The sequence below is a fragment of the Streptomyces sp. NPDC059994 genome, from assembly GCF_042737755.1.
In the GTDB taxonomy this organism is placed as follows: domain Bacteria; phylum Actinomycetota; class Actinomycetes; order Streptomycetales; family Streptomycetaceae; genus Streptomyces.
The window spans coordinates 19,617-32,007 of record NZ_JBHWUR010000085.1 but is presented as its reverse complement, the minus strand read 5'-3'; the positions used below and the strand labels follow the sequence as shown (position 1 = coordinate 32,007).

12 protein-coding genes are annotated in these 12,391 nt (G+C 70.2%); 11 read left to right on the top strand and 1 reads right to left on the bottom strand.

All coding sequences use genetic code 11. The features are described 5' to 3' along the window. Positions 1–70: 70 nt before the first annotated feature. A complete protein-coding gene (gene bldD, locus ACFWA7_RS30355; protein ID WP_067155757.1) occupies positions 71–571 on the bottom strand; it encodes a transcriptional regulator BldD in 501 nt (166 codons plus the stop codon). A 228-nt stretch (positions 572–799) separates the two neighbouring features. On the opposite strand from bldD, the gene pyrR reads away from it, so the two are divergent. From pyrR to rpoZ, 11 genes are all read left to right on the top strand, one after another. Next, on the top strand, positions 800–1,375 hold the full coding sequence (gene pyrR / locus ACFWA7_RS30350) for a bifunctional pyr operon transcriptional regulator/uracil phosphoribosyltransferase PyrR (protein WP_385540440.1): 576 nt from the start codon (positions 800–802) through the stop codon (positions 1,373–1,375). 93 nt (positions 1,376–1,468) lie between these two features. Continuing rightward, complete coding sequence (locus ACFWA7_RS30345; protein ID WP_371651218.1) at positions 1,469–2,455, top strand: aspartate carbamoyltransferase catalytic subunit; 987 nt, start codon at positions 1,469–1,471, stop codon at positions 2,453–2,455. Positions 2,456–2,457: 2 nt separating this feature from the next. Continuing rightward, complete coding sequence (locus ACFWA7_RS30340) at positions 2,458–3,744, top strand: dihydroorotase (protein ID WP_385826273.1); 1,287 nt, start codon at positions 2,458–2,460, stop codon at positions 3,742–3,744. Then, positions 3,741–4,331: a hypothetical protein gene (locus ACFWA7_RS30335; RefSeq protein WP_385540442.1), complete on the top strand. Its 591-nt coding sequence runs from the start codon at positions 3,741–3,743 to the stop codon at positions 4,329–4,331. Before ACFWA7_RS30340 ends, ACFWA7_RS30335 begins: the two co-directional genes overlap by 4 nt. After that, on the top strand, positions 4,328–5,467 hold the full coding sequence (gene carA, locus ACFWA7_RS30330) for a glutamine-hydrolyzing carbamoyl-phosphate synthase small subunit (RefSeq protein ID WP_385826271.1): 1,140 nt from the start codon (positions 4,328–4,330) through the stop codon (positions 5,465–5,467). The genes ACFWA7_RS30335 and carA overlap by 4 nt, the downstream gene beginning before the upstream one ends. Next, positions 5,460–8,768: a carbamoyl-phosphate synthase large subunit gene (carB, locus tag ACFWA7_RS30325; RefSeq protein ID WP_385826269.1), complete on the top strand. Its 3,309-nt coding sequence runs from the start codon at positions 5,460–5,462 to the stop codon at positions 8,766–8,768. The genes carA and carB overlap by 8 nt, the downstream gene beginning before the upstream one ends. Before the next feature lie 57 nt (positions 8,769–8,825). Beyond that, entirely contained in the window at positions 8,826–9,935 is a 1,110-nt protein-coding gene (locus ACFWA7_RS30320; protein ID WP_385826267.1) for a quinone-dependent dihydroorotate dehydrogenase, read from the top strand. Further along, positions 9,932–10,771 carry an orotidine-5'-phosphate decarboxylase gene (pyrF, locus tag ACFWA7_RS30315; RefSeq protein ID WP_385540449.1) on the top strand — a complete coding sequence of 280 codons (840 nt, stop codon included), beginning with the start codon at positions 9,932–9,934 and terminating at the stop codon, positions 10,769–10,771. Before ACFWA7_RS30320 ends, pyrF begins: the two co-directional genes overlap by 4 nt. 275 nt (positions 10,772–11,046) lie before the next feature. Continuing rightward, positions 11,047–11,370 (top strand): integration host factor, encoded by a 324-nt coding sequence (locus tag ACFWA7_RS30310; protein ID WP_030493613.1) that lies wholly within the window; start codon positions 11,047–11,049, stop codon positions 11,368–11,370. A 38-nt stretch (positions 11,371–11,408) separates the two neighbouring features. Next, on the top strand, positions 11,409–12,002 hold the full coding sequence (gene gmk / locus ACFWA7_RS30305; RefSeq protein ID WP_371651203.1) for a guanylate kinase: 594 nt from the start codon (positions 11,409–11,411) through the stop codon (positions 12,000–12,002). Positions 12,003–12,028: 26 nt separating this feature from the next. After that, positions 12,029–12,301: a DNA-directed RNA polymerase subunit omega gene (gene rpoZ, locus ACFWA7_RS30300; RefSeq protein WP_003970369.1), complete on the top strand. Its 273-nt coding sequence runs from the start codon at positions 12,029–12,031 to the stop codon at positions 12,299–12,301. Positions 12,302–12,391 lie beyond the last annotated feature (90 nt).

Genomic DNA, 12,391 nt, shown 5'->3' with positions numbered 1-12,391 from the left:
GGGCCGGCCAGGACCCCAAAGGTCCCGGCCGGCCCGGCGGCGGCACGTTTCTGCTGAAGCGTCAGAGGTGTCAGTTGTCCTCGTGGGCGACCGCGCGGCGCGCGTCCGCGTCCAGGACGCCCCAGCTGATCAGCTGCTCGGTGAGGACCGAGGGCGACTGGTCGTAAATGACGGCGAGGGTGCGCAGGTCGTCCTGGCGGATCGACAGCACCTTGCCGTTGTAGTCGCCGCGCTGCGACTGGATCGTCGCCGCGTACCTCTGCAGGGGGCCCGCCTTCTCCGGCGGGACGTGCGCGAGGCGCTCAAGGTCGAGAACGAGCTTCGGCGGCGGCTCGGCGGCACCGCCGGGCGTGGTGCCGGGCAGCAGCTCCTGCACCGGGACCCCGTAGAAGTCCGCCAGCTCGGCAAGGCGCTGTACGGTCACGGCGCGGTCGCCGCGCTCGTACGACCCGACCACTACGGCCTTCCAGCGGCCCTGGGACTTCTCCTCCACACCATGGAGGGACAGACCCTGCTGGGTGCGGATGGCGCGGAGCTTGGCCCCGAGCTGTTTTGCGTATTCGCTGGACATATAGCTCCCCGGACGCTGTGACAACGTGCGGCTCCGCCGCGTGGCTGGTAACTCACTGTGAGGTTACGCAGCGTTACTTGCCCGCGTCAAGCCGAATGGTCCATACCCCCACCCCAGACGGGTGACGACCCCGTGTGAAGACGGGCAAAGGCCCTGGTACCGTGGACTCTGTAATTCCGACGTCCTTTAAGGTCCGTCCCGTGAGGCGGAGAAGGAGGTCCGTTTCGTATGGACACGCAGCAGAGCGATCCGGCGCGCCCCGTTCTTGAGGGCCCCGACATCGCGCGGGCACTGACCCGCATCGCCCATGAGGTCGTCGAACGCGCCAAGGGCGCCGACGACGTGGTGCTCCTCGGCATTCCCACCCGTGGCGTCTTCCTCGCCCGCAGGCTGGCCGACAAGCTCGAAGAGATCACCGCGGGCAAGATCCCGGTCGGCTCCCTCGACATCACCATGTACCGCGACGACCTGCGTATGCACCCGCCGCGCGCGCTGGCCCGCACCGAGATCCCCGGTGACGGCCTGGACGGCAAGCTGGTCGTCCTCGTCGACGACGTGCTCTTCTCCGGCCGCACCATCCGCGCCGCGCTCGACGCCCTGAACGACCTCGGCCGCCCACGCGCCGTACAGCTCGCGGTCCTCGTCGACCGGGGCCACCGCGAACTCCCGATCCGCGCCGACTACGTCGGCAAGAACCTCCCCACGTCGCTGCGGGAGACGGTCAAGGTCCTGCTCGCCGAGGAGGACGGCCGCGACGCCGTGCTGCTCGGTGCCAAGCGGACCGCCCAGGCCGGCGAGCAGTAGGCCCCTTCCGCACGGAGCACGGGTCGCACCGGCCCGTGCGGTACTTCTGCGCGCCCGCACGCCCGAACCTCCACCCTCCTGGAGAAGAACCAGATGAAGCGTCACCTCATCTCGGCCGCCGACCTCACCCGCGACGACGCCGTGCTCATCCTCGACACCACCGAAGAGATGGCCAGGGTCGCCGACCGGCCGATCAAGAAGCTGCCCACCCTGCGCGGCCGTACCGTCGTCAACCTCTTCTTCGAGGACTCGACCCGCACCCGGATCTCGTTCGAGGCAGCCGAGAAGCGCCTGTCGGCCGACGTCATCAACTTCACCGCCAAGGGCTCCTCGGTCTCCAAGGGCGAGTCCCTCAAGGACACCGCGCAGACGCTTGAGGCGATGGGCGTGGACGCCGTCGTCATCCGGCACGGCGCCTCCGGAGCGCCCTACCGGCTGGCCACCTCCGACTGGATCGACGCGGCCGTCATCAACGCCGGCGACGGCACCCACCAGCACCCCACCCAGGCCCTCCTCGACGCCTTCACCATGCGCCGCCGCCTGGTCGGCCGGGACGCCGGGCTCGGCCAGGACCTGGCGGGCAAGCGCATCACCATCGTCGGCGACGTGCTGCACAGCCGGGTGGCCCGCTCCAACGTGGACCTGCTGCACACCCTCGGCGCCGAGGTCACCCTGGTGGCCCCGCCCACCCTGCTGCCGGTCGGCGTCGACCACTGGACCTGCGACGTCTCGTATGACCTCGACAGCGTGCTGCCGAAGTCCGACGCGGTGATGATGCTGCGTGTGCAGCGCGAACGGATGAACGCCGCCTTCTTCCCGACCGAGCGCGAGTACTCGCGGCGGTACGGCCTGGACGGCGAGCGCATGGCGAAGATGCCCGAGCACGGCATCGTGATGCACCCCGGCCCGATGGTCCGGGGCATGGAGATCACCGCCGAGGTCGCCGACTCCGACCGCTGCACCGTCATCGAGCAGGTCGCCAACGGCGTCCACACCCGGATGGCGGTCCTCTACCTGCTCCTGGGCGGCAACGAGCCCGCCGTCAGCCACGCCCGCCCCGTCGATTCGGAGACCAAGTAATCATGAGCAAGATCCTCATCCGTGGTGCGAAGGTGCTGGGCGGCGAGGTCCAGGACGTCCTGATCGACGGCGAGACGGTCGCGGCCGTCGGTACCGGGCTCTCCGACGAGGGCGCCCGGGTGATCGACGCGGCGGGCCAGATCCTGCTCCCCGGCCTCGTCGACCTCCACACCCATCTGCGCGAGCCGGGCCGCGAGGACTCCGAGACCGTTCTGACCGGCACCCGGGCCGCCGCGCGCGGCGGGTACACCTCGGTGTTCGCCATGGCCAACACCTTCCCGGTCGCCGACACCGCGGGCGTCGTCGAGCAGGTCTGGCGGCTCGGCCGCGAGCACGGCTACTGCGATGTGCAGCCCATCGGCGCCGTCACCGTCGGCCTGGAGGGCAAGCAGCTCGCCGAGCTCGGCGCGATGCACGACTCGGCCGCCGGGGTCACCGTCTTCTCCGACGACGGCAAGTGCGTCGACGACGCCGTGATCATGCGCCGCGCCCTGGAGTACGTGAAGGCCTTCGGCGGCGTCGTCGCCCAGCACGCCCAGGAGCCCCGCCTCACCGAGGGCGCCCAGATGAACGAGGGCATCGTCTCCGCCGAGCTCGGCCTCGGCGGCTGGCCCGCCGTCGCCGAGGAGTCGATCATCGCGCGCGATGTGCTGCTCGCCGAGCACGTCGGCTCCCGGGTGCACATCTGCCACCTCTCCACGGCCGGCTCGGTCGAGATCGTCCGCTGGGCCAAGTCGCGCGGCATCGACGTCACCGCCGAGGTCACCCCGCACCACCTGCTCCTCACCGACGAGCTGGTCCGCTCGTACAACCCGGTCTACAAGGTGAACCCGCCGCTGCGCACCGAGGCCGACGTCATGGCGCTGCGCGAGGCGCTCGCGGACGGCACGATCGACATCGTCGCCACCGACCACGCCCCGCACCCGCACGAGGACAAGGACTGCGAGTGGGCCGCGGCCGCCATGGGCATGGTGGGCCTGGAGACCGCGCTCTCCGTCGTCCAGCACACGATGGTCGACTCCGGCCTGATGAACTGGGCCGACGTCGCCGACCGCATGTCGGTCAAGCCCGCCAGGATCGGCGGCGCCGAGGACCACGGCCGCCCCGTCTCGGCAGGCGAGCCCGCCAACCTCGCGCTCCTGGATCCGGCATACCGTGGTCCCGTGAACCCCGCGGGCTTCGCCTCCCGCAGCCGCAACACCCCGTATGAGGGCCGCGAGCTGCCGGGGCGCGTCACCCACACCTTCCTGCGGGGCAGGGCGACGGTCGTGGACGGGAAGCTGGCATGACATCTGCACTCTTCAATCTCGGCGTACGGACGCTGGCCGACGAGCAGAAGTCGGCCGAGGTGACGCACTGGGGGGCCCGGATCGCCTGGGTCGTCGGCGTGCTGATCTTCATCGGCCTCGTCTACTGGCTGATGCGCCAGGGCTGGAAGTGGCGCGGCACCCTCCAGTCGGACCTGCCCGAGCTGCCCGCCGTGCCCAAGGCGGCCGGCCCGGCGACACTTTCCATGAGCGGTCGCTACCACGGCTCCACCACGGCCGGGCAGTGGCTCGACCGGATCGTCGCGCACGGTCTGGGCGTCCGCAGCAAGGCCGAGCTCACCCTGACGGCCGAGGGAGTGATCGTCGTACGCCCCGGGGCGAACGACTTCTTCATCCCGGCCGAGGCGCTGCGCGAGGCCCGGTCCGAGAAGGCCATCGCCGGAAAGGTCCTCCCGGAGGGCGGCCTGCTGGTCCTCACCTGGACCCACGGCGACAAGCTGATCGACTCCGGCTTCCGCTCCGACCGGGCGTCCGAGCACCCCGCCTGGATCGAGGCCATCAACTCCATGAACCACCCCACCACCACGACGGAAGGCGCCGCACGATGACGACCTCCACCAGAGGAGCCAAGGCTCCCGCAGTACTCGTCCTGGAGGACGGCCGTACGTTCCACGGCCGCGCCTACGGGGCCGTGGGGGTGACCTTCGGCGAGGCCGTGTTCTCCACCGGCATGACCGGCTACCAGGAGACCCTCACCGACCCGTCGTACCACCGCCAGGTCGTAGTGATGACCGCGCCGCACATCGGCAACACCGGCGTCAACGACGAGGACCCCGAGTCGCAGCGGATCTGGGTCGCCGGTTACGTCGTGCGCGACCCCGCGCGCGTGTCCTCCAACTGGCGCGCCAAGCGCTCGCTCGACGAGGAGCTGCGCCAGCAGGGCGTCGTCGGTATCTCCGGCATCGACACCCGCGCCCTGACCCGCCATCTGCGCGAGCGCGGCGCGATGCGCGTCGGCATCTTCTCCGGCAACGCGCTGCCCGACGCGGGCACCATGCTCGCCGAGGTCCGCCAGGCCCCCGAGATGCAGGGCGCGGACCTCTCCGCCGAGGTCGCCACCAAGGAGGCGTACGTCGTCCCGGCGATCGGTGAGAAGAAGTTCACCGTGGCCGCCGTCGACCTCGGCATCAAGGGCATGACCCCGCACCGGATGGCCGAGCGCGGCATCGAGGTGCACGTGCTGCCCGCCACCGCCACGGCCGAGGACGTGTACGCGGTGAACCCGGACGGCGTGTTCTTCTCCAACGGCCCCGGCGACCCGTCCACCGCCGACGGCCCGGTCGCGGTGATGCGCGCCGTCCTGGAGCGCAGGACGCCGCTGTTCGGCATCTGCTTCGGCAACCAGATCCTGGGCCGCGCGCTCGGCTTCGGCACGTACAAGCTGAAGTACGGCCACCGCGGCATCAACCAGCCCGTGCAGGACCGCACGACCGGCAAGGTCGAGATCACCGCGCACAACCACGGATTCGCCGTCGACGCCCCGCTCGACAAGGTCTCCGACACCCCCTTCGGCCGTGCCGAGGTCTCCCACGTCTGCCTGAACGACAGCGTGGTGGAGGGCCTCCAGCTGCTCGACCAGCCGGCCTTCAGCGTCCAGTACCACCCCGAAGCCGCCGCGGGCCCGCACGACGCCGCGTACCTGTTCGACCGCTTCGTAGAGCTCATGGAGGGCCAGCGTGCCTAAGCGCACCGATATCCAGTCCGTCCTGGTCATCGGCTCCGGCCCGATCGTCATCGGCCAGGCAGCGGAGTTCGACTACTCCGGCACCCAGGCCTGCCGCGTCCTGAAGGCCGAGGGCCTGCGGGTCATCCTGGTCAACTCCAACCCGGCCACGATCATGACCGACCCGGAGATCGCCGACGCCACCTATGTCGAGCCGATCACCCCGGAGTTCGTCGAGAAGATCATCGCGAAGGAGCGCCCCGACGCGCTGCTGCCGACGCTGGGCGGCCAGACCGCGCTGAACACCGCGATCTCCATGCACGAGCAGGGCGTCCTGGAGAAGTACGGCGTCGAGCTGATCGGCGCCAACGTCGAGGCGATCAACAAGGGCGAGGACCGCGACCTGTTCAAGGGCGTCGTCGAGGCCGTCAAGGCGAAGATCGGCTACGGCGAGTCCGCCCGCTCGGTCATCTGCCACTCGATGGACGACGTCATCGCGGGTGTCGAGACCCTCGGCGGCTACCCCGTCGTGGTGCGCCCCTCCTTCACCATGGGCGGCGCCGGCTCCGGCTTCGCGCACGACGAGGAGGAGCTGCGCCGCATCGCCGGCCAGGGCCTCACGCTCTCCCCGACCACCGAGGTGCTCCTGGAGGAGTCCATCCTCGGCTGGAAGGAGTACGAGCTGGAGCTGATGCGCGACACCAGGGACAACGTGGTGGTCGTCTGCTCCATCGAGAACTTCGACCCGATGGGCGTGCACACCGGTGACTCGATCACCGTGGCCCCGGCGATGACGCTGACCGACCGCGAGTACCAGCGGCTGCGCGACATCGGCATCGCGATCATCCGCGAGGTCGGCGTGGACACCGGTGGCTGCAACATCCAGTTCGCCATCGACCCCACCGACGGCCGGGTCATCGTCATCGAGATGAACCCGCGTGTCTCGCGCTCCTCGGCCCTCGCCTCCAAGGCGACGGGCTTCCCGATCGCGAAGATCGCCGCGAAGCTCGCCATCGGCTACACGCTGGACGAGGTCCCCAACGACATCACCGAGAAGACCCCGGCCTCCTTCGAGCCGACCCTCGACTACGTCGTGGTCAAGGCCCCCCGCTTCGCCTTCGAGAAGTTCCCCTCCGCCGACTCCACGCTGACGACCACCATGAAGTCGGTGGGCGAGGCCATGGCGATCGGCCGGAACTTCACCGAGGCGCTGCAGAAGGCGCTGCGCTCGCTGGAGAAGAAGGGCTCGCAGTTCACCTTCGTCGGCGAGACCGGTGACAAGGCCGAGCTGCTGCGCGAGGCGGGGCGCCCGACCGACGGCCGGATCAACACGGTCATGCAGGCCATCCGCGCCGGGGCCACGCCCGAGGAGGTCTTCGACGCCACGAAGATCGACCCGTGGTTCGTGGACCAGCTCTTCCTGATCAAGGAGATCGCGGACGGGCTCGCGGACGCCGCCAAGCTGGAGCCGGAGCTGCTGGCCGAGGCCAAGCGGCACGGCTTCTCGGACGCCCAGATCGCCGAGATCCGGGGCCTGCGCGAGGACGTGGTGCGCGAGGTGCGCCACGCCCTGGGGGTGCGCCCGGTCTACAAGACGGTCGACACCTGCGCCGCCGAGTTCGCCGCGAAGACCCCGTACTTCTACTCGTCCTACGACGAGGAGTCCGAGGTCGCGCCGCGCGAGAAGCCCGCGGTGATCATCCTGGGCTCGGGCCCGAACCGTATCGGCCAGGGCATCGAGTTCGACTACTCGTGCGTGCACGCCTCCTTCGCGCTGAGCGACGCGGGCTACGAGACGGTGATGGTCAACTGCAACCCGGAGACCGTCTCCACCGACTACGACACCTCCGACCGCCTCTACTTCGAGCCGCTGACCCTCGAAGACGTGCTGGAGATCGTCCACGCCGAGACGCTGGCCGGTCCCGTCGCGGGCGTGGTGGTCCAGCTCGGCGGCCAGACCCCGCTGGGCCTGGCCCAGGCGCTCAAGGACAACGGCGTCCCGGTCGTCGGCACCCCGCCGGAGGCCATCCACGCCGCCGAGGACCGCGGCGCCTTCGGCCAGGTCCTCGCCGAGGCCGGGCTGCCCGCCCCCAAGCACGGCACCGCCACCACCTTCGCGGGTGCGAAGGCGATCGCGGATGAGATCGGCTACCCCGTGCTCGTCCGCCCCTCGTACGTGCTCGGCGGCCGCGGCATGGAGATCGTCTACGACGAGACCCGCCTGGAGTCGTACATCGCGGAGTCCACCGAGATCTCCCCGACCCGCCCGGTCCTGGTCGACCGCTTCCTGGACGACGCCATCGAGATCGACGTGGACGCGCTCTACGACGGCACCGAGCTCTACCTCGGCGGCGTCATGGAGCACATCGAGGAGGCCGGCATCCACTCCGGCGACTCGGCGTGCGCGCTGCCCCCGATCACGCTCGGCGGCTTCGACATCAAGCGCCTGCGGGCCTCCACCGAGGCCATCGCCAAGGGCGTCGGCGTACGCGGCCTGATCAACATCCAGTTCGCGATGGCCGGGGACATCCTCTACGTCCTGGAGGCCAACCCGCGCGCCTCCCGCACGGTCCCCTTCACCTCGAAGGCGACCGCGGTGCCGCTCGCCAAGGCCGCCGCCCGCATCTCGCTGGGCGCCACCATCGCCGAACTGCGAGCGGAGGGCCTGCTGCCGAAGAACGGCGACGGCGGCACGCTGCCGCTGGACGCGCCGATCTCCGTCAAGGAGGCGGTGATGCCCTGGAGCCGCTTCCGCGACATCCACGGCCGCGGCGTCGACACCGTGCTCGGCCCGGAGATGCGCTCCACCGGCGAGGTCATGGGCATCGACTCGGTCTTCGGCACCGCCTACGCCAAGTCCCAGGCGGGCGCCTACGGCCCGCTGCCCACCAAGGGCCGCGCCTTCATCTCGGTCGCCAACCGCGACAAGCGCTCGATGATCTTCCCGGCGCGCGAGCTCGTCGCCCACGGCTTCGAACTCCTCGCCACCTCCGGCACCGCCGAGGTCCTCAAGCGCAACGGCATCAACGCCACCGTCGTACGCAAGCAGTCCGAGGGCGAGGGCCCCAACGGCGAGAAGACGATCGTCCAGCTCATCCACGACGGCCAGGTCGACCTCATCGTCAACACGCCGTACGGCACCGGCGGCCGCCTGGACGGCTACGAGATCCGTACGGCGGCGGTGGCGCGCAGCGTCCCGTGCCTGACCACGGTCCAGGCCCTCGCGGCCGCCGTACAGGGCATCGACGCCCTCAACCACGGTGACGTGGGCGTCCGTTCGCTCCAGGAACACGCGGAACACCTGACCGCGGCCCGCGACTAGCAAACGCCCGAGGGGGACACCGGAATCCGGTGTCCCCCTCCGCATGAGGACTCCGACATGTACAAGCTGTTCTTCAACCTGGTCTTCAAGCGGATGGACCCGGAGCAGGCCCACCACCTGGCCTTCCGCTGGATCCGCCTCACCGCCCGGATCCCCGTGCTGCGCACCTTCGTCGCGGCCGCGCTCGCGCCCCGCCACGAGGAGCTGCGCACCGAGGCCTTCGGCCTGCGCATGCACGGCCCGTTCGGCCTCGCCGCGGGCTTCGACAAGAACGCCGTGGCGATCGACGGCATGTCGATGCTCGGCTTCGACCACATCGAGATCGGCACGGTCACCGGCGAGGCCCAGCCCGGCAACCCCAAGAAGCGGCTGTTCCGGCTGGTCCAGGACCGCGCGCTGATCAACCGCATGGGCTTCAACAACGAGGGCTCGGCGGCGGTCGCCGAGCGGCTCGCGGCCCGCAACGCCGTGTTCCGTACGACCGTCGGCGTCAACATCGGCAAGACCAAGGCCGTCCCCGAGGCGGACGCCGCCGCCGACTACGTGAAGTCGACCGAGCGGCTCGCCGCGCACGCCGACTACCTCGTGGTGAACGTGTCCTCGCCGAACACGCCCGGGCTGCGCAACCTCCAGGCGACCGAGTCGCTGCGGCCGCTGCTCACCGCGGTGCGCGAGGCCGCCGACCGCACGGTGACCTCCCGGCGGGTGCCGCTGCTCGTCAAGATCGCCCCGGACCTCGCGGACGAGGACGTCGACGCCGTCGCCGACCTCGCGGTCGAGCTCGGCCTGGACGGCATCATCGCCACCAACACCACCATCGCGCGCGAGGGCCTCGGCCTGAAGTCGGACCCGGCGCTCGTGAAGGAGACCGGCGGCCTCTCCGGCGCCCCGCTCAAGGAGCGCTCCCTGGAGGTCCTGAGCCGCCTCTACGCGCGCGTGGGCGACTCGATCACCCTCGTGGGCGTCGGCGGCATCGAGACGGCCGAGGACGCCTGGCAGCGGATCCTGGCCGGGGCCACCCTGGTCCAGGGCTACAGCGCCTTCATCTACCAGGGCCCCTTCTGGGGCCGGGCGATCCACAAGGGCCTCGCGGCCCGGCTCGCCGCCTCCCCGTACGCCACTCTCGCCGAGGCCGTCGGCGCCGAGACCCGAAAGGCCGTGAAGTGACACTTCCCTTCGGCGCGCGGCTGCGCCACGCCATGGACGAGCGCGGTCCGCTCTGCGTTGGCATCGACCCGCACGCCTCGCTGCTCGCCGACTGGGGCCTCGGTGACGACATCGCGGGCCTGGAGAGGTTCTCCCGTACGGTCGTGGAGGCCCTGGCCGACCGCGTGGCCGTCTTCAAGCCGCAGGCGGCGTTCTTCGAGCGCTTCGGCTCGCGCGGCATCGCGGTCCTGGAGCGGACCGTGGCGGACGCCCGCGCGGCCGGCACGCTGGTCCTCATGGACGCCAAGCGCGGCGACATCGGCTCCACCATGGCCGCGTACGCCGAGACCTTCCTGCACAAGGACGCGCCGCTGTTCTCCGACGCGCTCACCGTCTCGCCCTACCTCGGCTACGGCTCGCTCAAGCCCGCCGTGGAGCTGGCCCGCGAGAGCGGCGCCGGGCTCTTCGTGCTCGCCCTGACCTCCAACCCGGAGGGCGCGGAGGTGCAGCGCGCGGTGCGCGAGGACGGCCGCACGATCGGCGCGACCATGCTGGCGCACCTGGCGGACGAGAACGCGGACGCGACCCCGATGGGCTCGTTCGGCGCCGTGGTGGGGGCGACCCTCGGCGATCTGTCGGCCTTCGACCTCGACATCAACGGGCCGCTGCTCGCTCCGGGCATCGGGGCGCAGGGCGCGACGGCCGCGGACCTTCCCGCGGTGTTCGGCGCGGCCGTCCGCAATGTGGTCCCGAACGTCAGCCGAGGTGTTCTGCGTCACGGTCCCGACCTCGCGGGACTGCGGGATTCGGCCGCCCGTTTCGCGGACGAGATCCGTACGGCGGTGGCCTCGGCCTAGCGGTGTGCGTGCTCTTCGCCGGAGTCCGCGCGCCAAAGGTTGACGCAATCCTTACCCAAAACCGGGGTGTTATGTCGCGAATGTCCTGGTCGGCAGAGGCTGACCAGGACTTTTCGTCTGTTCTCGCTGACTGGAGCGGTCCTGGCCGCTAGTCTCCGACGAGAGCAGAGACGAGCGAACGGACATTGTCCGTCGCTCGTTGCTCGCCTGGTGTGGGGCGCCTAGGTCCCGCACCGGTCCGTATCCGACAGTTCGACATCCGAGGTGACGTAGGCGTGGCTCTTCCGCCCCTTACCCCTGAACAGCGCGCAGCCGCGCTCGAAAAGGCCGCCGCGGCTCGCCGGGAGCGGGCCGAGGTCAAGAATCGACTCAAGCACTCCGGCGCCTCCCTCCACGAGGTCATCAAGCAGGGCCAGGAGAACGACGTCATCGGCAAGATGAAGGTCTCCGCCCTGCTTGAGTCCCTGCCCGGCGTGGGCAAGGTCCGGGCCAAGCAGATCATGGAGCGGCTGGGGATCTCCGAGAGCCGCCGTGTGCGGGGTCTCGGCTCCAACCAGATCGCATCCCTTGAGCGCGAGTTCGGCGGTGCGGGGGCCTGACGTCCCGGGCACCCCCGGGAAGCTGGAATAATCGCTGCATGGCAGCTACACCCCGGGGGTCATCCCCCGTACCCCCGGACGCACGTCCGCGGCTGACCGTGCTCTCCGGCCCCTCCGGGGTCGGCAAGAGCACGGTCGTCGCTCATATGCGCAAGGTTCACCCCGAGGTCTGGCTCTCGGTGTCGGCGACGACCCGCAAGCCGCGCCCCGGCGAGCGCCACGGCGTTCACTACTTCTTCGTGGACGACGAGGAATTCGACAAGCTGATCGCCAATGGCGAGCTGCTGGAGTGGGCCGAATTCGCGGGCAACCGCTACGGCACACCGCGCCGCGCCGTCCTGGACCGCCTGGAGGCCGGTGAGCCGGTCCTCCTGGAGATCGATCTCCAGGGCGCCCGGCTGGTGCGCGAGTCGATGCCCGAGGCACTGCTCGTCTTCCTGGCCCCGCCGAGCTGGGACGAGCTGGTCCGCCGGCTCACCGGCCGGGGGACCGAGGCGCCCGACGTCATCGAACGCCGGCTGGCGGCCGCGAAGGGGGAACTGGCCGCCGAGTCGGAGTTCGATACGACGCTGGTCAATACCTCCGTCGAGGATGTGGCGCGCGAGCTGCTAGCCTTGATGAAAGTTGTTTGATCTTTATTCCCCTTCGGAAGGCAGACGTGTCCTCTTCCATCACCACGCCCGAGGGCATCATCAACCCGCCGATTGATGAGCTGCTCGAAGCAACCGACTCGAAGTACAGCCTCGTGATCTACGCCGCCAAGCGCGCGCGCCAGATCAACGCGTACTACTCGCAGCTCGGTGAGGGCCTGCTGGAGTACGTCGGCCCCCTGGTGGACACCCACGTCCACGAGAAGCCGCTCTCTATCGCGCTTCGCGAGATCAACGCGGGTCTGCTGACCTCCGAGGCCATCGAGGGCCCGGCCCAGTAAGACACCGTTTCGTGTGACCACAGGCCCGGCAGGGGCCACCTCCCAGCGTTTTGGCCGGGGGAGCGACTGCCGGGCCTGTGGTGTGTCATA